General features: G+C 71.9%; 24 protein-coding genes. 14 read left to right on the plus strand and 10 right to left on the minus strand.

Annotated elements, in window-relative coordinates:
• The first annotated feature begins 101 nt into the window (after nucleotides 1-101).
• Nucleotides 102-1,274, plus strand: coding sequence for an acyl-CoA dehydrogenase family protein (locus tag NUT86_RS36775; protein WP_159484559.1), 1,173 nt, complete (start codon nucleotides 102-104; stop codon nucleotides 1,272-1,274).
• A 65-nt stretch (nucleotides 1,275-1,339) separates the two neighbouring features.
• Here NUT86_RS36775 and NUT86_RS36780 read toward each other — a convergent pair whose 3' ends face one another.
• A complete protein-coding gene (locus NUT86_RS36780; RefSeq protein WP_274739706.1) occupies nucleotides 1,340-2,086 on the minus strand; it encodes a pyridoxal-phosphate dependent enzyme in 747 nt (248 codons plus the stop codon).
• 335 nt (nucleotides 2,087-2,421) lie between these two features.
• Here NUT86_RS36780 and NUT86_RS36785 point away from each other — a divergent pair, with 335 nt between their 5' ends.
• Both NUT86_RS36785 and NUT86_RS36790 read left to right on the plus strand, forming a co-directional pair.
• Nucleotides 2,422-3,555: a hypothetical protein gene (locus tag NUT86_RS36785; RefSeq protein WP_274739708.1), complete on the plus strand. Its 1,134-nt coding sequence runs from the start codon at nucleotides 2,422-2,424 to the stop codon at nucleotides 3,553-3,555.
• On the plus strand, nucleotides 3,552-4,697 hold the full coding sequence (locus tag NUT86_RS36790) for a phosphotransferase family protein (RefSeq protein ID WP_274739709.1): 1,146 nt from the start codon (nucleotides 3,552-3,554) through the stop codon (nucleotides 4,695-4,697). Before NUT86_RS36785 ends, NUT86_RS36790 begins: the two co-directional genes overlap by 4 nt.
• A gap of 48 nt (nucleotides 4,698-4,745) precedes the next feature.
• On the opposite strand, the gene NUT86_RS36795 is transcribed toward NUT86_RS36790, so the two are convergent.
• A complete protein-coding gene (locus tag NUT86_RS36795) occupies nucleotides 4,746-5,171 on the minus strand; it encodes a hypothetical protein (RefSeq protein ID WP_266450764.1) in 426 nt (141 codons plus the stop codon).
• A 209-nt stretch (nucleotides 5,172-5,380) separates the two neighbouring features.
• Here NUT86_RS36795 and NUT86_RS36800 point away from each other — a divergent pair, with 209 nt between their 5' ends.
• The 5 genes from NUT86_RS36800 (at nucleotide 5,381) to fxsA (ending at nucleotide 11,203) form a co-directional block, all read left to right on the plus strand.
• The gene (locus NUT86_RS36800; RefSeq protein ID WP_026170119.1) at nucleotides 5,381-5,821 is read left to right on the plus strand and encodes an Lrp/AsnC family transcriptional regulator; all 441 of its coding nucleotides are present in this window, start codon (nucleotides 5,381-5,383) and stop codon (nucleotides 5,819-5,821) included.
• Nucleotides 5,822-5,877: 56 nt separating this feature from the next.
• A complete protein-coding gene (locus NUT86_RS36805; protein ID WP_266450769.1) occupies nucleotides 5,878-7,542 on the plus strand; it encodes an amidohydrolase in 1,665 nt (554 codons plus the stop codon).
• A gap of 485 nt (nucleotides 7,543-8,027) precedes the next feature.
• Nucleotides 8,028-9,749 carry an apolipoprotein N-acyltransferase gene (lnt, locus tag NUT86_RS36810; protein ID WP_202466395.1) on the plus strand — a complete coding sequence of 574 codons (1,722 nt, stop codon included), beginning with the start codon at nucleotides 8,028-8,030 and terminating at the stop codon, nucleotides 9,747-9,749.
• Complete coding sequence (locus tag NUT86_RS36815; RefSeq protein ID WP_018092427.1) at nucleotides 9,746-10,501, plus strand: polyprenol monophosphomannose synthase; 756 nt, start codon at nucleotides 9,746-9,748, stop codon at nucleotides 10,499-10,501. The genes lnt and NUT86_RS36815 overlap by 4 nt, the downstream gene beginning before the upstream one ends.
• Nucleotides 10,502-10,588: 87 nt before the next feature.
• Entirely contained in the window at nucleotides 10,589-11,203 is a 615-nt protein-coding gene (fxsA, locus tag NUT86_RS36820; RefSeq protein WP_274739719.1) for an FxsA family membrane protein, read from the plus strand.
• 106 nt (nucleotides 11,204-11,309) lie between these two features.
• On the opposite strand, the gene NUT86_RS36825 is transcribed toward fxsA, so the two are convergent.
• The 3 genes from NUT86_RS36825 to yczE all read right to left on the minus strand — a co-directional run bounded on the left by NUT86_RS36825 (nucleotide 11,310) and on the right by yczE (nucleotide 13,615).
• Entirely contained in the window at nucleotides 11,310-11,687 is a 378-nt protein-coding gene (locus tag NUT86_RS36825) for an RNA polymerase-binding protein RbpA (RefSeq protein WP_026170122.1), read from the minus strand.
• A 453-nt stretch (nucleotides 11,688-12,140) separates the two neighbouring features.
• Complete coding sequence (locus tag NUT86_RS36830; RefSeq protein WP_274739727.1) at nucleotides 12,141-12,941, minus strand: glycerophosphodiester phosphodiesterase family protein; 801 nt, start codon at nucleotides 12,939-12,941, stop codon at nucleotides 12,141-12,143.
• A complete protein-coding gene (gene yczE, locus NUT86_RS36835; protein ID WP_078518785.1) occupies nucleotides 12,938-13,615 on the minus strand; it encodes a membrane protein YczE in 678 nt (225 codons plus the stop codon). The genes NUT86_RS36830 and yczE overlap by 4 nt, the downstream gene beginning before the upstream one ends.
• Nucleotides 13,616-13,722: 107 nt before the next feature.
• Between yczE and NUT86_RS36840 the strand changes: the two genes are divergently transcribed.
• A complete protein-coding gene (locus NUT86_RS36840) occupies nucleotides 13,723-15,228 on the plus strand; it encodes an SCO1417 family MocR-like transcription factor (RefSeq protein ID WP_018092432.1) in 1,506 nt (501 codons plus the stop codon).
• 78 nt (nucleotides 15,229-15,306) lie between these two features.
• Here the strand turns inward: NUT86_RS36840 and NUT86_RS36845 are convergent, their stop codons facing one another.
• Complete coding sequence (locus NUT86_RS36845; RefSeq protein ID WP_274739730.1) at nucleotides 15,307-17,154, minus strand: hypothetical protein; 1,848 nt, start codon at nucleotides 17,152-17,154, stop codon at nucleotides 15,307-15,309.
• A 155-nt stretch (nucleotides 17,155-17,309) separates the two neighbouring features.
• Entirely contained in the window at nucleotides 17,310-17,504 is a 195-nt protein-coding gene (locus tag NUT86_RS36850) for a hypothetical protein (RefSeq protein ID WP_018092434.1), read from the minus strand.
• Nucleotides 17,505-17,700: 196 nt separating this feature from the next.
• Here NUT86_RS36850 and NUT86_RS36855 point away from each other — a divergent pair, with 196 nt between their 5' ends.
• The gene (locus NUT86_RS36855) at nucleotides 17,701-18,129 is read left to right on the plus strand and encodes a YchJ family protein (protein WP_018092435.1); all 429 of its coding nucleotides are present in this window, start codon (nucleotides 17,701-17,703) and stop codon (nucleotides 18,127-18,129) included.
• A gap of 61 nt (nucleotides 18,130-18,190) precedes the next feature.
• Here NUT86_RS36855 and NUT86_RS36860 read toward each other — a convergent pair whose 3' ends face one another.
• Nucleotides 18,191-18,565, minus strand: coding sequence for an RNA-binding S4 domain-containing protein (locus NUT86_RS36860; protein ID WP_018092436.1), 375 nt, complete (start codon nucleotides 18,563-18,565; stop codon nucleotides 18,191-18,193).
• A gap of 47 nt (nucleotides 18,566-18,612) precedes the next feature.
• Nucleotides 18,613-19,743, minus strand: coding sequence for a non-homologous end joining protein Ku (gene ku / locus NUT86_RS36865; protein ID WP_274739734.1), 1,131 nt, complete (start codon nucleotides 19,741-19,743; stop codon nucleotides 18,613-18,615).
• A gap of 30 nt (nucleotides 19,744-19,773) precedes the next feature.
• On the opposite strand from ku, the gene ligD reads away from it, so the two are divergent.
• Entirely contained in the window at nucleotides 19,774-20,721 is a 948-nt protein-coding gene (gene ligD, locus NUT86_RS36870; RefSeq protein ID WP_274739736.1) for a non-homologous end-joining DNA ligase, read from the plus strand.
• A gap of 37 nt (nucleotides 20,722-20,758) precedes the next feature.
• On the opposite strand, the gene NUT86_RS36875 is transcribed toward ligD, so the two are convergent.
• Complete coding sequence (locus NUT86_RS36875; protein WP_274739738.1) at nucleotides 20,759-21,193, minus strand: hypothetical protein; 435 nt, start codon at nucleotides 21,191-21,193, stop codon at nucleotides 20,759-20,761.
• A gap of 157 nt (nucleotides 21,194-21,350) precedes the next feature.
• On the opposite strand from NUT86_RS36875, the gene NUT86_RS36880 reads away from it, so the two are divergent.
• The 3 genes from NUT86_RS36880 to NUT86_RS36890 all read left to right on the plus strand — a co-directional run bounded on the left by NUT86_RS36880 (nucleotide 21,351) and on the right by NUT86_RS36890 (nucleotide 24,571).
• Nucleotides 21,351-21,977, plus strand: a complete 627-nt coding sequence (locus tag NUT86_RS36880) for a class I SAM-dependent methyltransferase (protein WP_274739740.1) — start codon at nucleotides 21,351-21,353, stop codon at nucleotides 21,975-21,977.
• Between the two features lie 280 nt (nucleotides 21,978-22,257).
• Complete coding sequence (locus tag NUT86_RS36885; RefSeq protein WP_274739742.1) at nucleotides 22,258-23,490, plus strand: MFS transporter; 1,233 nt, start codon at nucleotides 22,258-22,260, stop codon at nucleotides 23,488-23,490.
• A 199-nt stretch (nucleotides 23,491-23,689) separates the two neighbouring features.
• Entirely contained in the window at nucleotides 23,690-24,571 is an 882-nt protein-coding gene (locus tag NUT86_RS36890) for an endonuclease I family protein (RefSeq protein ID WP_018092442.1), read from the plus strand.
• The last annotated feature ends 29 nt before the right edge of the window (nucleotides 24,572-24,600 follow it).

Consider the following 24,600-nt stretch of genomic DNA (forward strand, 5'->3'; position numbering starts at 1 on the left):
GAGACCCGGAACGCGATCATCGGCCTGGCACTACGGAAACCGGCGCCGCCGCCCACCCCGCGCGTGTCGCCGCAGCGCCCGACAGGGAGGAGAGCGCCGCCATGACCGAGTACGGCCCCCGGCCGGTGGACCGCAGGCTGCCCACCGAAGAAGCCCGTGACCTGTTGACGCTCGTACGCGAGCTCGCCGAGCGCGAGATCCGGCCAACGGCCGCCGAGGAGGAGGACGCCGGGCACTTCCCGCGCGCGACCTTCACCCTGCTGTCGGAAGCCGGACTGCTGTCGCTGCCCTATGACGAGGAATTCGGCGGTGGCGGCCAGCCGTACGAGGTGTACCTCCAGGTCCTGGAGGAGCTCGCCGCCGCCCGGCTCACCGTCGGCCTCGGCGTCAGCGTGCACACCCTCGCCTGTCATGCGCTCGCCGGATACGGCAGCAAGGAGCAGCGCGCCGAACACCTTCCGGACATGCTCGGCGGCGGACTGCTGGGTGCGTACTGCCTCTCCGAGCCCTCCTCGGGCTCCGACGCCGCCTCCCTGACCACCCGGGCCACCCGGGAGGGCGACGTCTGGACGCTGGAGGGCACCAAGGCCTGGACCACCCACGGTGGCGTGGCCGATTTCTATACCGTGCTGGCCCGCACCGGCGGCAGCGGCGCCCATGGCATCACCGCCTTCCTGGTGCCCGGTGACGCCGAGGGGCTGAGTGCCGCGGCGCCCGAGCGCAAGATGGGCATGAAGGGCTCCCCGACCGCCCAGCTGCACTTCGACGCCGTCCGTATCCCCGACTCGCGCCGCCTCGGGGACGAGGGGCAGGGCTTCGCCATCGCCCTGTCCGCGCTGGACTCCGGGCGTCTGGGCATCGCGGCCTGTGCCATCGGCGTCGCCCAGGCGGCGCTGGACGAGGCGCTCGCGTACACCGCCGAACGACAGCAATTCGGCCGCCCCATCGCCGACTTCCAGGGCCTGCGCTTCATGCTCGCCGACATGGCGACCCAGATCGAGGCGGGCCGCGCGCTCTACCTCACCGCCGCCCGGCTGCGCGACGCCGGTCTGCCGTTCTCCAAGGAAGCGGCGATGGCCAAGCTGTTCTGCACCGACACCGCGATGCGGGTGACCACCGACGCCGTCCAGCTCCTCGGCGGCTACGGCTACACCCTCGACTTCCCGGCCGAACGCTTCATGCGCGAGGCCAAGGTCCTGCAGATCGTCGAGGGCACCAACCAGATCCAGCGGATGGTCATCGCCCGCCATCTCGCGGGCCCCGAGCAGCGCTGAGCGCGTCGGGGTGGGCGGGACGCCCCCGCCCACCCCGCGGCTTCCCGCCCGGCCGGGGCCCGGTGTCAGCCCACCAGCCCCTTGAGCCCCGTCGCCGTCCCGATCGCGACCACCAGCCCGCCGGAGGTACGGGCCTGTGCCCGCACCACGGCGGACGCGACGGCGGACGACGGCTCCAGGAGCAGGCCCGCCGCCGGCCTCCGGTGTCCGGCCATGATCGCCTCGTCGTCCACCGCGACCGCCGTGCCTCTGCCGCGCCACAGCGCGTCGAGCCCCTGCCGGCACGGCCGCTCCTCGCCGAGGGAGAAGGCCACCGTCGGCCCGCCCGTCACCCGCGTACGCTCCTGGTCCGCGCGGTCCGGGTGGCGCAGCGCGGCGGTGAACGGTGCCGCGGCGGCCGTTTCCGCGGCCACCAGCCGGGGCTCCCGGCCGATCAGCCCGGCGGCCGCCAACTCCCGGAAGCCGCGGCCGATTCCGGCCAGCAGATCCGCCCGGCTGGTGGGCACCACCACCATGTCGAGCTGCCGCCTGGAAAAGTCCCGCGCCAGCTCGTAGGCGACCGGCTTGTACCCCTCGTTGGCATGGGGATCCCCCCTGCTCGAACGGGGTTGAGAGCTCGGGGGAGGATTCCCGCCCGGCGAGGGGGAGGAGTAGCTGGTCAGCGGGTACCGGCCGGGCTGCTCGACCGCCCGCGCCATCGCCGCGTTCGCCCCTGCTCGGTCCGGGCCGTTCCGCAGCCGGACGACCGGGGTGTTGCCCTCGCCCAGCGTGACCGGCGGACCGGACACCGGCAGGGCCGCCGGCAGCCCCACGGACCGCCGGGATAGCTGCTGAGGTCCACGCCGGCCAGATCCGCGAGCGGCGGCATCGCAATGGCGCCGATGCTCTCCGCGGCGCAGGTCCGGCAGCCGTCGAGACCCTCCGAGGGGCGGGCGCAGCGCAGACAGCGCAGAGATCGTGAGGTCACCGTGGCTCCAGGGATCAGTGGCGAGTCGACCAGGTGACGGTAATAGGCGAAGTGCGCTGCTGTCCCCTACTTCCCATTCCGGGTCTGGCCGTCCGTTCAGAGCTGACGTACCGTCAACTCCCGTTCGCGGGCGTCGTGTCCGAGGTGACGCCCTGCCGTCCGCGCGCCCAGGAGGAGACCGTGCCCGACCGCCCGATCGCGCTCGACGAGTACCCGATCCACCAGGTCCCGCTGTCCCTGCGGTATGTCGCCACCGGCGACCGCAACGCCTACGACCGGTGCATCTTCCACGTCATGGACCACTCCGGCCGCGCCCTGCTGATCGCCGGCCTCGGTGTCTACCCCAACACCGGCGTCATCGACGCCTATGCCACCCTCCGCCTCGGCGAACGGCTGTATGCCGTACGGGCCTCCGACGCGCTCACCGACGACCGCCTCGCGCTCACCGTCGGCCCGCTCACCATCACCGTCGAGGAGCCGCTCGCCCGGCTGCGGCTGACCTGTGCCGCGGACCCCGCCGACCCGGACGGCCTGGCCTACGACCTGACCTGGCACGCGGCGTTTCCCGCCACCTGGGAGCCGCACCACACCCAGTACCGCGGCGACCGGCTGATGCTGGAAGGCCGGCGGTTCGTCCAGGCGGGCACCTGCACCGGCAGCATCCGCGTCGCCGGCCAGGAGCTCGCCGTCACGGCGGGGGAGTGGACCGGCACCCGCGACCGCAGCTGGGGCGTCCGCCCGATACCCGGTGAGGACGGCGGACGGGCCGCGGAGGAGCTGCGGCCCGAGGGCTTCCACTGGGTCTGGTGCCCGGTGCGCTTCGACGACCGCTTTGTGATGGTCATCGTCCAGGAGGACGCCGACGGCCATCGCACCCTCAACGAGGCCCTCGTGGTCCACGACGACGCCCGCGAGGTCCAACTCGGCTGGCCGCACACGGACATCGGCTACCGCCCCGGCACCCGCCACCCCGAACGCGCCGTCATCCACCTCACCGGCCCCGGCCGCGAGCCCCTGGAACTCACCGCGGAGATCCTCACCTCCTCGCCCCTCGCCCTCGGGGCCGGCTACCCTCCCGCCGACGACTGGCAGCACGGCACCTGGCGGGGCCGAGGCTGGACCGACCGCCGCAGTTACGACCTCACCGACCCGGCGGCACATCCGCTCGCCGCATACGGGGTCACCGACCACGCCGCCCGCTTCACCCTCGAAGGCCGCACCGGCTACGGCATCTTCGAGCACGGAAGCTTCGGCCGGCACGACCCCAGCGGCTTCACCGGGTATGACTCCGTCGCGCGGGAGGCCGGCCGATGACACCGCATCCGCCGCCCGCCGCGGGCCCCGACGGAAACCACCCCGGGGGAGCGCCCGCAGGGCGGCGCCCCCGCACCACCACCCGCGACCCCGAAGCCCTCACCCGCCGGCTCACCGCCTGGCTCGGCACCCGGCTGCCCGGCGCCCGCGCCGTCGCCGCGACCGTCCCGGACTCCAACGGCATGTCCAGCGAGACGCTGCTCTTCGACATCGAACACCCCGAACCGCCGGTGCCGTCCTGCGCACTACGCCTCGCCGCCGACCCCGCCGCGTACACCGTCTTCCCGCGCTACGACATGGCCCGGCAGTACCGCACCATGCGCCTGGTCGCCGACCACACCGACCTCCCGGTGCCCCGCACCCTCTGGCTGGAGGAGGACCCGGCACACCTCGGCGCGCCGTTCTTCGTCATGGCCCGCGCCGACGGCCGCGTCCCACCGGACGTCATGCCCTATACGTACGAGGGGAATTGGCTGCACGACGCCACCGACGCCCAGCGCGACCACCTGGAAGCCGCCAGCGTCTCGGTCCTCGCCCGGCTGCACGGCCAAGTCCCGCCCGCCGCGGCCGACTTCCTGGCCACTCCCGGCACCGGTGGCGCGCTGCACCGTCATGTCGAGGCCCAACGTGCCTACTACTCCTGGGTCATTGACGGCCGTCCGCGCTCCCCGCTCATCGAGCGTGGCTTCGCCCGGCTGGCCGACCGCTGGCCGTCGGACCCCGGCGAGACCGTTCTGACCTGGGGTGACGCCCGGATCGGCAATATCGTCTACGACGGGTTCGAACCTGCCGCCGTCCTCGACTGGGAGATGGCCGCCCTCGGCCCCCGCGAACTCGACCTGGGCTGGATGGTCTTTCTCCACCGCTTCTTCCAGGACCTCACCGAGTCCGGCGGCAAACCGGGACTGCCCGACTTCCTGAGCCGCGACCGCGTCGAGAGCCGCTATGCCGCGCTCACCGGGCACCCGCCCCGCGACATGGACTTCCACACCCTCTACGCGGCCCTGCGGCACGCCATCGTGATGCTGCGAGTGGCCTACCGCCAGGTCCACTTCGGCGAGATACCGGTCCCGGCCGACGCCGATGCGCTGATCCTCCACCGGGACGCGCTGGAGGCGATGATCGAGGGCCGCTACTGGTGAGCGCGGCCCCCCGGAAGGCTCTGCGGGCCGGAAAGGCCCTACGGGCTCTCAGACGCCCGGACGCATCCTCGGCACCCGGACCGGCTGGGTGCCGGGTCCGCCGATGTGCGAGAACGGCTGACGGCGCCAGTCCAGGCTCTCCGGAAGCGTCAGCAGCACCGCGGCGTCCTGCTCCTGGGCGTCCAGTGTGTCCTCGGTCTCCGGTGCCTCGGCCGCCGCCCGGCCGGAGCCCTGGCACACCGTCAGCCCGAACGGGTTCCACGGCGAGGCGCACAGGGCGTGCTCCGGGAGCGTGTCCTCGTCCGCCAGCAGCGCGATCGGCTGCAGGCAGTCGGGGCAGGTCACTCGGTAGATCTCATAGGTGTCGAAAGAGTCGTACGCACCGTCGTCGCCGGAGAGGCCGGAACTGTCGCCCTCCTGGGCGTCGATGTTCGCGGCAGCGGAGTCCTGCTCAAGGCGTCGCATGATGTCCATCCCCCTCGGGTGGGCCAGTCGTACCGCTGACTTCCTGTGACGGGCGGTCCCGGCCACCAGCAGCAATTCCCTTCATGCCGCACGCATAATCGCCGGCACCCCACCGACACCGGATCACGCGTGTGGCATTGGTCACATGGCCCGGCGCAAGGGGGTCCACGATCCGGCGCGCGGTGCGCATACGCGCCCGCGCACAGTAGGTTGAGAGCGTGGAGGAGTTGGACCGACAAATCGTGGATCTGCTCGTCAAGGACGGGCGGATGAGCTACACCGACCTGGGCAAGGCCACCGGCCTGTCCACCTCGGCGGTGCACCAGCGGGTGCGCCGTCTGGAGCAGCGCGGTGTCATCCGGGGCTATGCCGCCATCGTGGACCCCGAAGCGGTGGGCCTGCCGCTCACCGCCTTCATCTCGGTCAAACCCTTCGACCCCAGCGCACCGGACGACATCGCCGACCGCCTGGCCGAGGTCCCCGAGCTGGAGGCCTGCCACAGCGTCGCGGGCGACGAGAACTACATCCTCAAGGTCCGGGTCGCCACCCCCTTGGAGCTGGAGCATCTGCTCACCCGCATAAGAACCCTCGCCGGTGTCTCGACCCGCACCACGGTCGTGCTCTCCACCCCCTACGAGGCCCGTCCGCCACGCATCTGACCGGTGATCGCCCCCCGCGCGCGGCCCGTCCGCGCACAGGGGTCAAACTGTCCGGTATGAGCGAGCGCACCCCCGATCCGGTCCGACAGCACCCCTCCGGCCCGGCCCGTCCCCGTACGGTCCTGCTGCGCGGCGGTGAGGTGCACAGCCCCGCGGACCCCTTCGCCACCGCCATGGTCGTCGAGGGCGACCGCATCGCCTGGGTCGGGGAGGAGGGCGCGGCCGACTCCTTCGCCGAAGGTGTGGACGAGGTCGTCCCGCTGGACGGTGCGCTCGTCACCCCGGCGTTCACGGACGCACATGTGCACACCACCGCGACGGGGCTCGCGCTCACCGGACTCGATCTGTCCGGTGCGGCCACCCTGTCCGATGCCCTCGCCCGGATCCGAGGCTATGCGGCCGCGCGGGAGGCGGACCGGATTCTGCTCGGACACGGCTGGGACGCCAGCGCCTGGCCGGAGGGCCGCCCGCCGTCCCGCGCGGAACTGGACGCGGCCACCGGCGGCCGCCCGCTCTACCTCACCCGCGTCGATGTGCACTCCGCGGTCGTGACGACGGCGCTGCTCGATCTGGTCCCCGGGGTGCGCGAGCTGGCCGGGTTCCGGGCGGACGCGCCGCTGACCGGTGACGCCCACCATGCGGTGCGCCAGGCCGCGTACGCCACCGTCACCCCCGCCCAGCGCGCCGAGGCCCAGTCCGCCGCGCTCGCCCGCGCCGCCTCGCTCGGCATCGGCAGCGTCCACGAGTGCGCGGGCCCGGACATCTCCGGTGAGGACGACTTCACGGCGCTGCTCGCGCTGGCCCGGGAGGGGAACGGCCCGCGCGTCGTCGGCTACTGGGCCGAACTGGTCGCGTCCGCAAAGGACGCGCAGCGGATCCGCGAACTCGGGGCCATCGGCGCCGCGGGCGATCTCTTCGTCGACGGCTCGCTCGGATCGCACACCGCCCATCTGCACGCCCCCTACGTGGACGCCGGCCACACCGGCACCGCGCACCTCGACGCCGAGGCCGTCGCCGCCCATGTCGCCGCCTGCACCGAGGCCGGACTCCAGGCCGGCTTCCACGCCATCGGCGACGCGGCCCTGACCGGCGTCGTCGACGGGGTACGGGCCGCCGCCGAGCGCCTCGGCCTCGCCCGTATCCGGGCCGCCCGCCACCGCGTCGAGCATGCCGAGATGCTCACCGACCACACCATCGCCGGCTTCGCCGACCTGGCCCTGACCGCCTCCGTCCAGCCCGCCTTCGACGCGGCGTGGGGCGGCGAGGACGGCATGTACGCCGCCCGTCTCGGCGTCGACCGGGCCCGCACCCTCAACCCGTACGCCGCGCTGCTCAAGGCCGGGGTCCCGCTCGCCCTCGGCTCCGACAGCCCGGTCACCCCGCTCGACCCCTGGGGCACCGTGCGGGCCGCCGTCTTCCACCGCACCCGCGCCCACGGCATCTCGGCCCGCGCCGCGTTCACCGCCCACACCCGCGGCGGCTGGCGCGCCATCGGCCGGGACGACGCGGGCGTCCTGGTGCCCGGCGCCCCCGCCGATTACGCGGTCTGGCGCACCGGCGAGCTGCTCGTCCAGGCGCCCGACGAGAGGGTGGAGCGCTGGTCCACCGACCCCCGCTCCGGCACCCCCGGCCTGCCCGATCTCACCCCCGGCAACGACCTCCCGGTATGCCTGCGTACGGTCGTCGGCGGGCGAACGGTCTTCGGGCCGCCGAACGAGTGACATCACGCGGGCACGTGCCGGCGCGGACCGTGCTTGCTGCTCCTTGGCCCACCTGCGGGCGCTCGCGGCTGACCTGGGGCGACGCGAAAACGACGCAGGCGGAGCACCTGTTGACAGCAGGCGGTCGGCGGCCGGTAGGTTCGGCCGAGTCCACCACAGGACGTCCGACCGGTAGATCTCCGCGCAGTCGTCGAACGCAGCTGGGCCATGGGGCGGTGCGCCACTGGGGCACACCGCCACTGGGAGCCAGGTCCAGGACCCGCGGCACGGGGCGACGGAAGGTTTCGGCTGGTCGGCGGGTGCGACCCGGGTGGGGCCCGGACGCTCAGTAGACAACGGCTTTCGGTCGACCCGCAGCCAGCGGGTCCCAGGTCGGCCCGAAGGGCGCCGGGCCCCTATCCGCACCGCACATGATCCCGCGCGCACGCTCCCGGCGCTGCCTCTTTACCTTTTGTGCACCCCGCATCCGCAATCCCGGCCTCCCGATGTACGGTCAGCTCACTACCGCTCGACCTGCAGGAAGGCTCGTGACCGTGCCATCGGGCTCCGACACCACCGAAGAAGCCGTCAGCGGCACCACGCCCGACGGCCCGGTGCCACCCGCCGGGACGGCCTCCGCCGCCGCGCCCGCCCGCCCCGGACGCGCCCGGCGTCTGGCCGCACTGGCCCGCCGTGAGGCGCCGCGCAGCGGCCTCGCGGTCGTCGCCGGCCTCGCGCTCGGACTCGCCTTCCCGCCGTACGACCTGTGGCCGCTGTCCCTGGTGTCCGTCGCCGCGCTGTCGCTGCTGACCCGTGGCCGGACCGCCCGCCAGGGAGCCTGGACGGGCTTCGTGTTCGGGTTGCCGTTCTTCCTGATCCTGCTGAAGTGGCTGCATGTCGTCGGCTGGGACGCGGTGGTGGGCCTCTCGATCGCCGAGGCGTTCTTCCTGGCGCTGCTGGGCGCTGCGCTCGCCGTCACCTCCCGGCTGCCGGCCTGGCCGGTGTGGACGGCCTGTCTGTGGGTCGCCGAGGAGTGGGCCCGCGACCGGCTGCCGCTCGGCGGCTTCCCGTGGGGCCGGCTGGCGTTCGCGAACACCGGATCGCCGCTCACCCCGCTCGCCGCGCTCGGCGGCGCCCCGTTGGTGACCTTCGCCGTCGCGCTGGCCGGGGCGCTGCTCGCCGCTTGCGCCGCCACCCTCTGGGGGCTGCGCAAGAACGGGTCGCTGCGCCGGGCCGTCCCGGCGCTGGAGACGTTCGGGCTCGCCGCCGCGGTCACCCTGGCCGGCGCGCTGGTGCCCGTTCCCACGAAGGCCGACGACACCGTCGACATCGCTGTCGTCCAGGGCAACGTCCAGTCACCCGGCATGGACTTCCTGGGCCGCCCCATGATGATCACCGACAACCACGCCACCGCCACCGAGAAGCTCGCCGCGGACGTCAAGGCCGGCCGGGCCAAGAAGCCGGACCTGGTGATCTGGCCGGAGAACTCCTCCGACCTCGATCCGTACAAGTACCGGGAGGCGTACGACCGGATCGACGAGGCCGTGAAGGCCATCAACGTGCCCGTCCTCGTCGGGGCCCTGGTCGACCACCCCACCAAGAAGGGCTATGTCTTCAACGAGGGCATCGTCTGGGATCCGAAGAAGGGGCCGGGAGCCTCCTACACCAAGCAGCACCCGGTGCCGTTCGGCGAGTACGTGCCGTTCCGGGAGCAGCTCAGCAAGATCATCACGCGCTTCGAGCGGGTGCCCCGCAACTTCTACCCCGGTGACCACACCGGCGTGCTCAAGGTCGGCCCCGCCCGGCTCGGCGACGTCATCTGCTTCGAGGTCGCCTACGACGAGATCGTCCACGACACCGTCGACGCCGGTGCCCGCGCCCTGGTCATCCAGACCAACAACGCCACCTACGGCCGCACCGGCCAGCCCGAGCAGCAGCTGGCGATGTCGAAGCTGCGCGCCGTCGAACACGGCCGCGCCGTGGTCACCGCCGCCACCAGCGGAATCAGCGCGGTGGTCGCCCCCGACGGCACGGTCACCCACCGGATCCCCGAGTTCACGCAGGGCGTGGTCTCCGCGCGGATTCCGCTGCGGGACGAAACGACGCTCGCCGACCGCGTCGGTGCCGCTCCTGAGTGGGCGCTCGCTATCGTGGGCCTTCTGTCCTGCGCCGCCGCGGCAGTCATCGGCCGGCGTGGGCGTACGAAGGACGAGAAGGGGCAGCAGTGACAGACGGTCAGCGGCAGTACGGTCCGCTCGGCACCACGTTGGTGATCATTCCGACGTACAACGAGGCGGAGAACATCAAGCCGATCGTCTCGCGGGTGCGGTCCGCCGTCCCGGAGGCACATGTCCTGGTCGCGGACGACAACAGTCCTGACGGCACCGGCAAGCTGGCCGACGAACTGGCCGCCGACGACGAGCAGGTCCATGTCCTGCACCGCAAGGGCAAGGAAGGCCTCGGCGCCGCCTATCTCGCCGGCTTCCGGTGGGGCATCGACAACGGCTACGGCGTGCTGGTCGAGATGGACGCCGACGGCTCGCACCAGCCCGAGGAGCTGCCCCGGCTGCTCACCGCCCTCAAGGGCGCCGATCTCGTCCTCGGATCGCGCTGGGTGCCCGGCGGCCGTACCGTCAACTGGCCCAAGTACCGCCAGCTCATCTCCCGCGGCGGCAGCACCTACTCCCGGCTGGCGCTGGATCTGCCGCTGCGCGACCTCACCGGCGGCTACCGGGCCTTTCGCGCGGAGGCACTCAAGGGGCTGGGCCTGGACGACGTCGCCTCCCAGGGCTACTGCTTCCAGGTCGACCTCGCCCGCCGCGCCGTGCAGGCCGGCTATCACGTCGTCGAGGTCCCGATCACCTTCGTCGAGCGCGAGTACGGCGACAGCAAGATGAGCCGGGACATCGTCGTGGAGGCGCTGTGGCGCGTCACGGCCTGGGGTGTCGGCTCACGGGTGGACAAGATCCGCGGCCGCTGACCCCGGCCCGGGGGCCCGGTGGCCGGGAGTTGATCAATCCGGCGACCCTTGGGAAAGGCGGCCCGACGGGCCAGGCACACTTGAGGCATGTCGTTCGGAGCCACGCCATCGCCGAGTCCCCGCCCGCCCCAGCGCTCGCGCGCCCGTAGGTTCGTGCCCTTGGGCATCGCCGCCTGGATGGTGCTGGAGATCTGGCTGCTGACCGTCGTGGCCGGTGCCACCAACGGTCTGACGGTCCTGCTTCTGCTGGTCGGCGGAGTGATCGTCGGCGGTTATGTGACCAAGCGGGCCGGCCGTCGCGCCTGGCGGAACCTCACCGAGAGCCTTCAGACCGCCGGCGGCCCGGCGGCGCCCGGCAACTCCCCGTCCGGCAACGGAAGATCCGGCAACGGGACGTCGGGCAGTGGGACGTCGGGCAGCGGCAATACGCTCCCGATGGCCGGCGGGCTGCTGCTGATGCTGCCGGGGCTGGTGTCCGACGCACTGGGGCTGCTCTGCCTCTTCCCGCCGACCGGAAAGCTGATCCGGCGCCGCGCCGAGAAGCTGCTGTCCCGGCGGTCGGGCTACGCGCCGGGCTCGTTCGGTGACGCGTTCCAGCAGGCCCGGATGCACCGGCCGGACGGCAAGGTCGTCCAGGGCCAGGTCATCCGCGACGACGAGCCCCCGTCCCCGCGCCGCCAGGATCCGCCGCTCACCGGCTGAGCGCGCCCGGCGGCCGGGCGGAGGGGCCGCGGATGCGGCAAGGGCCGGGGCCACTGCGCAATGCAGTGGCCCCGGCCCTTGCGTGCTGCTTGTCGCAGGTCCGTTGTCAGGCGGACTTGCGGTTGCTGTCGCGCGGATGCACGGCAATGTTCATGGTGCCGGAGCGCAGGACGGCCAGCCGTTCGGCCAGCACCTCCTCGAGCTCCTCGCGGGTGCGCCGCTCCATGAGCATGTCCCAGTGCGTACGCGCGGGCTTACCCTTCTTCTCCTCGGGGCCGTCGCCATCCACCAGAAGAGAGGGTGCACCGCATACCTTGCACTCCCACTCCGGCGGAATCTCGGCCTCAACCGAGAACGGCATCTCGAATCGATGTCCGTTCTGGCATGCGTACTCCACCGCCTGGCGCGGGGCCAGGTCGATGCCGCGGTCGGTCTCGTAGCTGGTCACCACGAGTCGCGTGCCGCGGAGAGCTCGCTCACTCATGAATCGTGCCTCCCGGGCTTGTCGCCCACAGGACAGGTGTCGCTGTCGTCGTCATCCGGTCAACGTCCGGTCGGCGGTGAAGATTCCCGAATTCGGGACATGAGCCCACCCGTCGCCCACCACCGCCCTTGACGGAGGCGCTGTGCGCCGCTGCCTTCCTTCGTGCCGCCCCTTGTTGTACCCACCGGCGCCCGGTTTGTCACATCTGGCAGCAGATGTCACCCAGCGCCTTCCATGCTTGAGCGCGCAGTAACGGTCCGCCTGGTGAGCCAAAGGCGTACACTACCGCCCCGCGCCCCCGGAGACTAAATCCGGTCAGGTCCAGGATTTCCGGCCGCCGCGATCGCCCGCCCCACCGGACCCTCGCCGGCAGGACGAAACCGACCGCGAAGAACGCCACCAGGGACACGATCCCCGTTCACAGCGGCGGACGGGCCACGGTCCACAGGTAGCTCAGGCCCAGCACCCCCGCTCGGTCAGCACCGCCCGCAGCGTCTCGATGTCGTCGGTCATGATGCCGTCCACGCCGAGATCCAAGAGGGCGGTCATCCGCTCCGCGTCATTGACCGTCCAGACATGGACCTGCATGCCCAGCGCATGCGCGGCGCGCAGGAACAGCGGATCGACGACCGGGAGGCCGGACTGCCGCTCGGGGACCTGGACGCAGACCGCGCTGCGCCGCACCGCCGCACCCAGCAGCCGGTCGAGCGGCAGCACTCCGCGGCCGTACGAACGCAGCCGCAGCCCGGCCACGCCACGGGTGCCGAGCGAGCTCGCCATCCGCCGGCCGGCCAGCCGCTGGGCCCGCGCCACCCGGGCCTCCGAGAACGAACCGACGCACACCCGGTCCCAGGCGCGTGTGCGGCGCAGCAGGTCCAGTAGGGGCGGCAGTGCGGCGTCGGCCTTGAGGTCGACGTTCCAGCGCGCCTCGGGGAACTCCTCCAGCAGCTCCTCGAACAGCGGCAGCGGCTCCCGGCCGCCGACCCGGGCCCGGCGCACCGCCCGCCAGGGGAGCTGCCCGATCGCGCCGCGGGTGTCGGTGACGCGGTCGAGCGTCGCGTCGTGGAAGGCGACGAGCTGCCCGTCCGATGTGGCGTGCACATCGGTCTCCAGATAGCGGTAGCCGAGGCCGACGGCTCGGCGGAAGGCGGCGGCGGTGTTCTCCAGGCCCTCCGCGTCCCCGCCCCGGTGGGCGAAGGGGAGCGGCCCGGGGTGGTCGAGATAGGCGTGGCGGATGCGTATCGCTGAGGTCACTCCGGCAGTATTGCGCGCTCAGGTGAAGCCCCTCCGCGGGCCACCACCGGGGACGGTTTCGCGGGGGCGTCCTTGATCGCGAAGCGGCGGAGGAAGAACTGCGCCAGGGGGCCGATGGCCAGCGCATAGACCACCGTGCCGACGCCGACGGACCCGCCGAGCGCAAAGCCCGCCGCGAGCACCGTCACCTCGATGCAGGTCCGCACCAGCCGCACCGGGCGCCCGGTCCGCCGGTGCAGCCCGGTCATCAGCCCGTCGCGTGGCCCCGGACCGAAATCGGCGGCTATGTACAGACCGGTCGCGGCGCCGTTCAGGAGGACGGCGCCCGCGAGCAGCGGAATACGGGCGCCCAGTGAGTCCAGCTCCGGCATCCAGGCCAGGGTCGCGTCCATCACCAGCCCGAGGACCACCACATTGGACACCGTGCCCAGGCCGGGGCGCTGGCGCAGCGGGATCCACAGCAGCAGGATCAGCGCGCCGGACACGATGGTGACCGTGCCGATCGACAGCCCCGTATGGCGGGATATGCCCTGGTTGAGCACGCTCCATGGCTCCAGCCCCAGCTCGGCCCGCAGCATCAGCCCCATACTGACGCCGTAGAGCGTCAGCCCCGTGTAGAGCTGAACCAGCCGGCGCACCGGCAGACGCCTCCGTGGGCCGGATTCACTGGTCATGGACACGACTATTCCCCCTCCTGGCAGGATTGGACCGATGCGTGACACCATGTGGCGTGTCCGGGCTCGGGAAGTAGAGCCAATTCGGGGAAGGTGGACTGATCTTCATGGCTCAGTGGACTTCAGCGGTCGGTGCGCCCCAACTCGCCCGGCTGCTCCGGTCGCAGGACCCGCGCGACGCCCAACTCGCGGTCGGCGGCCGCCGGTTGCCCGCCTATCGCAGCCTCGCCGACGGTGTGCGCCTCCTCGTGCTGGAAGGCCGGATACCCGTCGCCGCCCGCCTGCCGGCCGAGCGCGAACTGGCCGCGGCCTTCGGCGTCAGCCGCACCACCGTCGCCGCCGCCTACGAAGCGCTGCGCGCCGAAGGATTCCTGGAGTCCCGGCGCGGCTCGGGCAGTTGGACCGCCGTCCCGGCCGGCAATCCGCTTCCCACCCGCGGTCTGGAACCGCTGCCCCCGGAAGCCGCCGGCTCCATGATCGACCTCGGCTGCGCCGCCCTCCCGGCCCCCGAACCCTGGCTCACCCGCGCCGTCCAGGGTGCCATGGCCGACCTTCCGCTCTACTCCCACACCCACGGCGACTACCCGGCCGGCCTGCCCGTCCTGCGGCAGGCCCTCGCGGACCGCTACACCGCCCGCGGTATCCCCACCATGCCCGAACAGATCATGGTGACCACCGGCGCGATGGGTGCCGTCGCCGCGATCTGCCGGCTCTGTACCGGCCCCGGCGAGCGTGTGGCCGTCGATTCGCCCTCGTACGCCAACATCCTGCAGCTGATGCGGGACGCCGGTGCCCGGCTCGTCCCGGTCGCCCTCGGGGACAAGCTGGCCGGCTGGGACATTCCCGCCTGGCGCCAGGTGATGCGCGATGCCGCCCCCCGTATGGCCTATGTCGTTGCCGACTTCCACAACCCCACCGGCACCCTCGCCACCGAGGACCAGCGCCGCCGCCTCGTCGACGCGGCCCGTTCGGCCGGCACCCTGCTCGTCGTCGACGAGACCATGACCGAGCTCCGGCTGGACGAGGACGCCGAACCGCCCCGCCCGGTCTGCGCGTTCGACCCGGCCGGCAGCGCGGTGATCACCGTCGGCTCGGCGAGCAAGGCGTTCTGGGCCGGGATGCGGATCGGCTGGGTGCGTGCCGCCCCCGACATCATCCGCAGCCTGGTCGCCGCCCGCGCCTACTCCGACCTGGGCTCACCGGTCCTGGAACAGCTCGCCATCGCCTCGCTCCTGGAGAGCGGCGGCTGGGAGAAGGCCATCGGCATCCGCCGCGAGCAGGCCCGCGAGAATCGCGACGCGATCGTCGGGGCGCTGCACCGGCACCTTCCCGACTGGGAGTTCAGCGTGCCCCGCGGCGGGCTCACCCTCTGGGCACGGACGGGCGGACTCTCCGGCTCCCGGATCGCCGAGGCGGGGGAGCGGCTCGGGGTGCGGGTGCCCTCCGGTCCGCGATTCGGTGTCGACGGCGCCTTCGAGGGCTTCGTACGGCTGCCGTTCACGGTCAACGGTGCCGTCGCCGACGAGGCCGCGGTCCGGCTGGCCGGTGCCGCGCGACTGGTGGCGACGGGCGCGCCGGTGGAGGCGGAGCTGCGGCACACCTTCGTGGCCTGACCGGCCGTCAGGACGCGTTTCGCGGGCCGGGCGGAGCGGACATCGGGGACCGGTCGGCGTTCAGCGGGCGGATGCGCCTCATCCCTCCGCGCGAACGGCCTCCACCGACCCCTTGACCACCCGGGGTTCGCCGCCCTTGTCGGTCCGCACCCGCGCGCTCGCGCCCACCGGTTCGGCGGCGGACCCGGTCTCCTCGGCATTCGGTGCCGCACCGGCCGCCGCGGGCCCGTCCTCCGGCTCCGCCCCGGCGGCGCGCGCGGACGTGCCGACGTCCACCGGTTTGCCGACGTCCACCGACTTGCCCACGTCCACCGATGTGCCGCGGGGCACCGGCTTGCCGGTATCCAGCGGCTTGTCGCCGGTCACCGGCTCGGCGGGCCCCGCCCCGTCGGCCGGGACCGTACGCTCCGGCAGCAGCGCCGTGACGGCCTCCCGGTGTGCCTGTCCGGTGGCGTCGTCGAGCGGGTCGGGCGTGGCCGGCACCTGGAGCCGCAGTACGGGTGCGCTCCCCAGCCGCGCATAGCCGCGCCCCGGCGGCACCATCGCCGGCGGTGTGGTGTGCGGCGGCGCTCCGAGCACCGCCCGTACCTCTTCCGCCGTGGCGGGGCCGAGCACCACCCGCGCCTTGGTGTGCGCCCGTACCGGATCGCTCAGCAACTCGGCGGTCTCGAACTGGTCGGCCACGACGACCGTGACATGAGCGGCCCGGCCGTGCCGCAGCGGCACCTGCAGCCACCGCTGCGGATCGTCCAGGCCCTCCGCGACCGCGATATGGGACAGCGCCGTCGGACGGTCCGCGATGACCCACAGCGGCCGCCGGGTGTCGTCCGGCGCCGCCCCGCCTTCCTGCCGCGCCCGGTTCCCCTCGATCAGCCGCCGCTCGGTCTCGTGCGACGCCCACTCCAGCCTCGCCAGCGCCCCCGCCAGCCCGCTCTCCACCCCCAGCACACCGCGGCGCCCGGCCAGACATCCGTACTCACCGGTCCCACTGCCGTCGATGACCAGCACATCGCCGTGCTGCAGCGCCTGCAGCGCGATCGAGCGCAGCAGCGTCGTGGCGCCGGTCCCCGGCTGCCCCAGGACGAGCAGATGCGGTTCGGTGGAGCGCTGCCCGGTACGCCAGACCACCGGCGGGGCGTCCCGGGTCTCCTCCTCGCCGGTGACCGGCAGGGTCCGCTGCACGGAGTCCGGGTCGGTGAACCCGAGCACCGTCTCGCCGGGCGAGGTGACGAAGCGCTGGGCGGCGATATCCGTCGGCAGCGCGTCCAGCACGGTCAGGGTGAGCTGATTGGCCAGCTCGTCCCAGGCGAAGTGGTACTCCCGGCCGCGGCCCGCCTTGGCGTACAGCACCTGCTCGATGCGGACCCGGGACCGGTCCTCACCGTCGGTGAAGTACGCCGGGTACTTCAGCTGCAGTCGCTCCAGCCGCCCGCTGTCGTCGAAGGCGTACTCGACGAAGGCCCGCTCCCAGTCACCGCCGTGCGCATACAGCGGGCTGGGGTCGCCCTCGGCGGAGAGGTAGGGGACCAGCGCCTCGTAGAGCGCCCGCAGCCGCTCGGTCTCGGCCTCGCTGGGGCCGGTCACCACGGGCGTACGCTCCCGCCCCGCCCAGGCCCCCGCGCCCATGACCCCGATCAGGGCGAGCAGCGGCCCGTACGGCACCAGCCACACCACCAGCAGACACGCGCCCACGAAGAAGGCCAGCGGACCGCGCTGCTCCTTGGGCGTCCCGGCCCAGCGTCCCCGGCCGGCCGCGCCCAGCCGGCGCAGCCCCCGGCCGATGGTGATCAGCGGATGGAACACATCGGAGGCGCTGTCGGCGGCGCTGCGCGCGAATTCGCGGCTACGGGTGAGCGGGGCGCTGTGTGCCATACGGGCGAGCGGTGCGCTGTGGGTCAGGATGCGGGGCAGGGGGCGCCGGGCCACGTCTTCTCCTGTTGCTCGTGCGGTGGGCGAGGGGATCGGCCTGCGCTACGGGCCGGGGAGCGCGCCGCACACGGAGCCGCGCCCGGACGGGAGCCGGTGCGGCCCGTTCGGGCGGGACCCGTGGTGGTGCGCCGGAAGCGGACTGCGGCCGGCCCCTAGATCTTGATCCCCCCGAGGAGGCTGGCCAGGCTCGCCCCGCCGGCCTTGATGCTGGGCGCGATGGCGGAGCTGGCGAGGTAGAACCCGAAGAGCGCGGAGACCAGAGCGTGGGACAACTTCAGGCCGTCTTTCCGGAAGAAGAGGAAGACGATGACACCGAGAAGGACGACGCCGGAAATGGACAGAATCATGGGGGGTTCTCTCCTGGGTGGTGGGGACGGACACCATGAGTTCTTCCAGCCTCACAGCACGTATCAAGCCACCAAAAGCTGCAAATGGGTGATTTGTCAGTGAAATTCCCCAAATGGGTGCAGCTCCAGGGCGTGCCGGGTCCGGGTGTGCTCGGCGTGTCGCGTCCCGCTCCCGCCGACCCGGCACAATCGTGGGGTGTCGAAGCAGAAGAACAAGTCCCGCCGCCCCGCCGCTGTCACCCCCGCCTCGCCGTGCCCCTGCGGACGCGCCGAGACCTACCGCGACTGCTGTGCCGCCTTCCATGAGGGGCGCGCCACGGCCCCGACCGCGGAGCGCCTGATGCGCTCGCGCTACAGCGCCTTCGCCGTCGGTGACACCGGATATCTGCTGCGCACCTGGCACCCGACGACCCGCCCGGCCGGCCTCGACCTCGAAGCGGCACAGCGGTGGACCGGCCTGGACATCCTCGGCACGACCGGCGGCAGTGCCTTCCACACCGAAGGAACCGTGGAATTCCGCGCCCACTACAGCCTGCACGGCCATGCGGACAGCCAGTACGAGCACAGCCGCTTCGTCCGCGAAGGCGGCCAGTGGCTCTACCTCGACGCGCTGCCGTCGGCATAGGACTCATCTGTCGCGGGCCCGCCCCGGGACCGGCCCCCGTGGTGCGCGGGGCCGGTCCGGTTCACAGTCCGCGCAGCTGGTCGATCTCGCGGCGATCGCGCTTGGTGGGGCGCCCGGTGCCGCGGTCGCGATGCCCGATCACCGGGATTTCCTCGCGCGGCGGGGCCGGCGGGCTGTTGTCGATGAAGCACTCCGCGGCGACGGCCGCGCCCACCCGCTTGCGCACCAGCCGTGAGACGACCACGATCCGCTCCCGGCCCGCATGCCGCAGCCGCACCTCGTCACCGTTGCGCACGCCATGGGCCGGCTTCACCCGCTCACCGTTGACCCGTACGTGCCCCGCGCGGCAGGCCGCCGCGGCCAGCGAACGGGTCTTGGTGAGCCGTACGGACCAGATCCAGCTGTCGATGCGGGTGGTCCCCTCGTCTGAAGCCATACCAAGACTCTAGAACGGACGCCCGCCGCCGAGGGGGCCCGACGGCCCTACGCGGACGACCTCTTGCTCGTTTTCCTGGCCGCGGTCTTCTTGGCGGTGCTCTTCTTGGCAGTGCTCGTCTTGGCGGTGCTCTTCGACGCGGTCTTCTTGGAAGTGCCGGCGGCCGCGGTCTTCTTGGCCGTCGATGTGCCCTTCGCCCGACCGCCGGCGGTCTTCGGGGCGGCCGCCGTCTTCTTCGCGGGCGCCTTCTTCGCGGTGGCCGGGGCGGTCTTCTTCGCCGTTGCCTTCTTGCCGGCCGCACCGCTCTTCTTGGCGGCGCCCTGCTCCGCCTCGCCCTTCTTCGCCGCCTTCCGCCCCCGTATGGGCGTCACGGACGCCGGCTCCGCCTCCGTACCGGCCTCCCGGCCGCCCCGGGCCGCGCGCACACTCTTCTCCAGCGCCGCCGTGAGATCGATGACCTGGGCGCCGGAGGTGCCCGACGCCGCGGGGGCGACCGGCTCGCCCTCCAGCTTGGCGGCGACCAGTTCCTCGACGGCCTCGCGGTAGTCGTCGTGGAGCTCCGCGGGATCCAGCTCGCCCAGGGAGTCCATCAGGGTCTCGGCCAGCGTCAGCTCGTTCTCGCGGAGCTCGACCTCGTCGGGGGCCACACCGGTGACGGGCCGGAGCTGATCGGGCCACAGCAGCGTATGCATCACGATCGCCCCGTTGTGCGCCCGCAGCATCGCCAGTGACTCCCGCCCCCGCATCGCCACCTTGCCGAGCGCGACCTTCCGGTGGTCCTCCAGGGCCTCCCGCAGCAGCGCGTACGGCTTGGTGGCGGCCGCCCCGTTGGGCCCCAGGTAGTAGGCATTGTCCATCTGGAGCGGGTCGATCTGGTCGGGGTCGACGAACGACAGGATCGACAGCGTCTTGGCGGTCGGCATCGGCAGCCGGGACAGGTCCTCGTCGGTGATCGGCACGATGGCGTCGTCGCCCGGCGCCTGATAGCCCTTGCCGACTTCCTCGTTCGGGACTTCCTCGCCGTCCAGTTCACAGATCTTCCGGTACTGGATCTGTGCGCCGTCCTTCTCGTGGATGCGCACGAAAGACACCGACGAGGTGCGGTCGGTGGCGCTGTAGGTCTTCACGGGGATGGTGACCAGACCGAACGATATGGACCCATTCCATATAGAACGCATATTTCATCCCTTGTGTGGGATTCTCATCGTATGTCGCCGATGACCGTCGTGGAGGGGCGGCACCTCTCGCTGACCAACCTGGACAAGGTCCTCTATCCCGAGACCGGCACCACCAAGGGCGAGGTGCTGCACTACTGCACCACCACCGCAGGCCCGCTGCTGGCCCACCTCCACGACCGGCCGCTCTCCTTCCTGCGCTACCCCGACGGGCCGGACGGCCAGCGCTTCTTCACCAAGAACGTGCCGCCCGGCACGCCCTCTTGGGTGAAGACCTGCGAGGTCCCCCATTCGACGTCGGGGCCCACCCGGCAGGTCCTGCTGCAGGACCTGCCCTCGCTCGTCTGGGCCGCGAACCTGGTCGTCGAGCTGCACACCCCGCAGTGGACACGGCAGGCGCCGGGCGTCGCCGACCGGCTCGTCTTCGACCTCGATCCCGGCGCCCCGGCCACCATCGTGGAGTGCTGCGCCGCGGCACAGTGGCTGCACGGCCGGCTGGCGGCCGACGGCCTCGATGCCTATGCCAAGACCAGCGGCTCCAAGGGCCTGCACCTCATCGTGCCCGTCGAGCCCACCCCGTCCGAGCGGACCACCGCCTACGCCAGGAGCCTCGCCGTCGAGGCCGCGGCGGCCCTCCCGGACCTGGTCGTGCACAAGATGACCAAGGCGCTGCGGCCCGGCAAGGTCTTCATCGACTTCTCGCAGAACGCCGCCGCCAAGACCACCGCGGTCGCCTACACCCTGCGGGCCCGTGCCGCCCCCACCGTCTCGGCCCCGGTCACCTGGGACGAGATCGCCGACTGCACCGACCCGCAGCAACTCACCTTTCTCTTCGACGAGATCGCACCGCGCTGCGAACTCCACGGGGACCTGCTGGCCCCGCTCCTCGACCCGGAGCGGGCTCGCCCGCTGCCCGCCGCGTCGCCCTCCCGCGCATCGGCGGCACCCCCTCGGCCGGGGTCCGCCCGGGGTCCGGCTTAGGCCGGCGGGCCACTCACACCGCGTGTCATACCGCGTGTCACACCGCGTGCGGCCGCGGCCATGACGCGCGTGCGGCGGTCCCGAGCCAGTTGATGACGGCACCGACCGTGGTGTCGCCCAGGGCCGTGATCTCCGCCAGGGCGGCGAGATCCCCGTCCGTCGGGGCGACCCCGGCCGCGGTCAGCGCGGCCTGGAGATCCAGCCGCCGGCGATCGGGCATGGCCACCGGCCCCTGCCGCTGCTCCTCGGGGCGCGGGGGCATGAACGGCCGGTCCTGCGGATGCGGCGGGCCGAAGTGCAGCCGGTCCTCCGGGCGCGGCGGAGGCAGCACATGGTCCGTGCGGTACGCGGGCGTGGGCGGCGGCGCCTGAGGTTCCCTGGGCGCGCCGAGGCGTTCCTCGGGGCGCGGGGGAGCGAGCACATACTCCGGCGTCACGCCGTAGGGCGGGGGAGTGGGGCGGTAGTGCGACATGGGGGCCTCCACAACTCACGGTCCGAAGGGTCCAAGGGGTTCGGTGAATGAGGTTGTCAATTCTTCGGAAGCCGGGCGGCACCGGTTCGGTTGCGCAGGGAGCGCGGGTTCACCCGATGAGCCCAAGCCGCGCCCTCCGCCTCGTTACGGTGGCCGGATGCCTCACCCTGACGCCGCGCAGCACCCGTACTGGAACCACAATGTGCACTACCACCGACTGGTGCTCGACGCCGTGCCCGACGGCTGTGGCCGGGCGCTGGACATCGGATGCGGTGACGGGCTGCTGGTCCGCAAACTGGCGGGGCGGATCCGCGAGGTGACGGGGGTGGACCGTTCGGCCGCGATGGTCCGGCTGGCCCGCGAGCGCAGTGCGCAGGTGCCGAACGCCGCCTTCGTCGAGGCGGACTTCATGACGCCGGCCGGGGCGGCGTCCGGCGGCTTCGACTTCCTCACCGCCGTGGCCGTCGTCCACCACCTGGACTTCACCGCAGCGGTCCACCGGATGGCCGGTCTGCTCGCCCCCGGCGGCCGGCTCGTCCTCGTCGGGCTGGCCAGGAACCGGACGCCGCTTGACTGGCTCGTCAGCGGAGCGGGTGTTCCCACGGCCCGGTTCCTCGCCCGGCGTCACGGCGGCAAGTCCGGGCCGCCGGAGATGCCGGTCCAGGACCCGGCCATGGCGTGGGGTGAGGTCCGGCGCGCCGCACGGGGCTGTTTGCCGGGCAGTCGCTTCCGCCGCCATCTGCTGTGGCGCTATTCGCTGGTGTGGGACAAGCCGCGCAGCTGAACGCCACGCACGGGCCCGCCACTTCGGCCCCGGGCCCGGCGTCCAAAGTTTTGGAACGATCAGTCCAATGTGGGTAGAGTCCTCGGCGTGGGCGTGGCGCAGGCCCGGCCCGGTGGGTCATTCCTGGGTGCCCGGACCTTTGCCTGCCCAGGTATTGGAACGATCGGTTGTGAAAGGTGAGGGGCGACATGGAGTGTTGCGGAGTGAGGGGCCGGACGGGTGAGCCGGCCGGGGTCGGGGTCGGAGTGCGGGTGTCCTTGTGTGCAGGGGAGGGCTGACCGTGCCGCGCGCCGTATATGTGCTGGCCATGGGGATCTTTGCCATGGTGACCAGCGAGTTCGTGGTGGCCGGGCTGATGCCGCAGATGGCGGTGGGGCTGGGGGTGAGCATCCCGCAGATCGGCTTCCTCATCACCGCGTTCGCCGTGGCCATGGCGGCCGGCGGGCCGTTCCTGACCGTCGCCGTGCTGAAGCTCCGCCAGAAGACGGCGCTGATGGCCCTGTTCGGCATATTTCTGGCGGGCAATGTGCTGGCCGCCCTCGCGCCGGACTACGGGGTCATGCTGATGGCGCGGATCGTCACCGGCGTCGCCTCGCAGGCGTTCTTCGGTGTCGCCCTGTCGCTCTGTGTGCAACTGGCCCGGCCGGAGGTCCGTGGCCGTGCCATCGCGCTGGTCATGAACGGACTGATGCTCGGCACGCTTCTGGGGCTTCCGCTGTCCACGCTCGTCGGTGAACATTTCGGCTGGCGGATGGCGTTCTGGGTCATTTCGGGGATCACGGTTCTCGCCGCGCTGGCCACTTTCGCCGGAATTCCCCGGCTGGGCCGTGCGGAGGGCGGCGGGGGTGTCCGGCAGGAACTGGTGGTCTTCCGGAATCCCCGGTTGTGGCTGGTGCTGTCCACCAGCACTCTGATCATCGGTGCGACGTTCTCCGCATTCAGCTATTTCCACCCGATTCTCACCGAGGTTACCGGATTCGCCGCCGGCGCCGTTCCGCTGCTGCTCGTCGGATACGGCGCGGCCACCGTTATCGGCAACACCGTCGTCGGACGACTGGCGGACCGGTACACGGTGGGTGTCCAACTCGTCGGCCTGTCGCTCAATTTCCTCTTCCTCGCCGGATTCGCCGTCTTCGCCCACCTCCCTGTGCCGGCCGTGGCGCTGATGACGGGAATCGGCCTGGTCGGGGTCACCATGAATCCGGCGATGGTCACCCGTGTTCAACGGACCGGAAATGCACGGCCCTTGGTGAACACCGTGCATTCCTCCTTCATCACCCTCGGCGTCATCGTGGGTTCCTCGGGCGGCGGAATGGCCATCAACTCCTTCGGGCTGCGCGGCCCGTTGTGGCTCGGTGCCGCGCTGGCCGTCATCGGGGTCGGCACGCTGGTGCCCGACCTGCTGCGCCGCTCTCCGACGGCGCCCGAACCCTTCGCACCCGTCACGGATCACCCGGAACCCGCGATTTCCGCGGCTTCCGAACCGAAAGTGGTCTGTGCGGCGCGCTCCTGACGGAGGATCGGCGGCCGGACGGGCAATTTCGGGGGAATTCGGTGATTGCCACGGGGTGGACACATAACTCTTCCCTGATGTTCACACTGTGGTGATTACCGCGATGGAAAGCTGCCAGCGGCCGCTCCCAACGGCCGGCGCCGGTCGTGCCCCACATTTTCACTACTCGGTGCCACAATTCGGGGAGAGGACACCCTTCGTGGACAACACTCGCGTGACCCGTCGCGCCCGTATCGCGCTGGCCATCGCCGCCGGCACGGTATTGACCGCGGTGGCCGTACAGATTCCGGCGAGTGCGACGGCCACCACGGCCGCACCGCACCGTGCCGCTGTCGCCTCCGCCGCCGCGCACTCATCTCTGTCCGCCGGCGCGGCTGACGACACGTCGTATGACGACACGTACTACAAGGACGCCGAAGGCAAGACCGGCCAGGCGCTCAAGGATTCGCTGCACCGCATCATCAGCAGCACCCAGACCGGAAAGCTGACGTATTCCCAGGTCTGGGACGCCCTCAAGGAAACCGACCAGGACCCGGACAACAGCGAGAACGTCATCCTGCTGTACACCGGCCGCTCACAGAGCAAGAACTCCAACGGCGGCAACCCGGACGACTGGAACCGTGAGCACGTCTGGGCGAAGTCCCACGGTGACTTCGGCACCGACACGGGCCCCGGCACCGACATCCACCATCTGCGCCCGGAGGATGTGTCCGTCAACAGCATTCGCGGCAACAAGGACTTCGACAACGGCGGGACGAAGGTCGACGAGGCGCCCGGCAACTCCACCGACGACGACTCCTTCGAGCCCCGTGACGCGGTCAAGGGCGATGTCGCCCGCATGATCCTCTACATGGCCGTCCGCTACGACGGCGGCGACGGATTCCCCGATCTGGAACCCAACGACAACGTCGACAACGGATCCCAGCCGCATATCGGCCGGCTCTCCGTGCTGAAGCAGTGGAGCCAGGAGGACCCGCCGGACACCTTCGAAAAGCACCGCAACCAGGTGATATTCGACAAGTATCAGCACAACAGGAACCCGTTCATCGACCACCCCGAGTGGGTCGGCGAGATCTGGTAGCCCTTACCGGCCGGGCCCGGCGGTCAGTC

It is taken from the genome of Streptomyces sp. G7(2002) (assembly GCF_028870195.1).
Taxonomy (GTDB): domain Bacteria; phylum Actinomycetota; class Actinomycetes; order Streptomycetales; family Streptomycetaceae; genus Streptomyces; species Streptomyces nigrescens.

Coding starts and splice junctions, on each gene's coding strand:
- NUT86_RS36775 (WP_159484559.1), top strand. CDS start 102: ATGACCGAGTACGGCCCCCGGCCGGTGGACCGCAGGCTGCCCACCGAA.
- NUT86_RS36790 (WP_274739709.1), top strand. CDS start 3,552: ATGACACCGCATCCGCCGCCCGCCGCGGGCCCCGACGGAAACCACCCC.
- NUT86_RS36795 (WP_266450764.1), bottom strand. CDS start 5,171: ATGGACATCATGCGACGCCTTGAGCAGGACTCCGCTGCCGCGAACATC.
- NUT86_RS36805 (WP_266450769.1), top strand. CDS start 5,878: ATGAGCGAGCGCACCCCCGATCCGGTCCGACAGCACCCCTCCGGCCCG.
- lnt (WP_202466395.1), top strand. CDS start 8,028: ATGTACGGTCAGCTCACTACCGCTCGACCTGCAGGAAGGCTCGTGACC.
- fxsA (WP_274739719.1), top strand. CDS start 10,589: ATGTCGTTCGGAGCCACGCCATCGCCGAGTCCCCGCCCGCCCCAGCGC.
- NUT86_RS36825 (WP_026170122.1), bottom strand. CDS start 11,687: ATGAGTGAGCGAGCTCTCCGCGGCACGCGACTCGTGGTGACCAGCTAC.
- yczE (WP_078518785.1), bottom strand. CDS start 13,615: ATGACCAGTGAATCCGGCCCACGGAGGCGTCTGCCGGTGCGCCGGCTG.
- NUT86_RS36840 (WP_018092432.1), top strand. CDS start 13,723: ATGGCTCAGTGGACTTCAGCGGTCGGTGCGCCCCAACTCGCCCGGCTG.
- NUT86_RS36850 (WP_018092434.1), bottom strand. CDS start 17,504: ATGATTCTGTCCATTTCCGGCGTCGTCCTTCTCGGTGTCATCGTCTTC.
- NUT86_RS36860 (WP_018092436.1), bottom strand. CDS start 18,565: ATGGCTTCAGACGAGGGGACCACCCGCATCGACAGCTGGATCTGGTCC.
- ku (WP_274739734.1), bottom strand. CDS start 19,743: ATGCGTTCTATATGGAATGGGTCCATATCGTTCGGTCTGGTCACCATC.
- ligD (WP_274739736.1), top strand. CDS start 19,774: ATGTCGCCGATGACCGTCGTGGAGGGGCGGCACCTCTCGCTGACCAAC.
- NUT86_RS36875 (WP_274739738.1), bottom strand. CDS start 21,193: ATGTCGCACTACCGCCCCACTCCCCCGCCCTACGGCGTGACGCCGGAG.
- NUT86_RS36880 (WP_274739740.1), top strand. CDS start 21,351: ATGCCTCACCCTGACGCCGCGCAGCACCCGTACTGGAACCACAATGTG.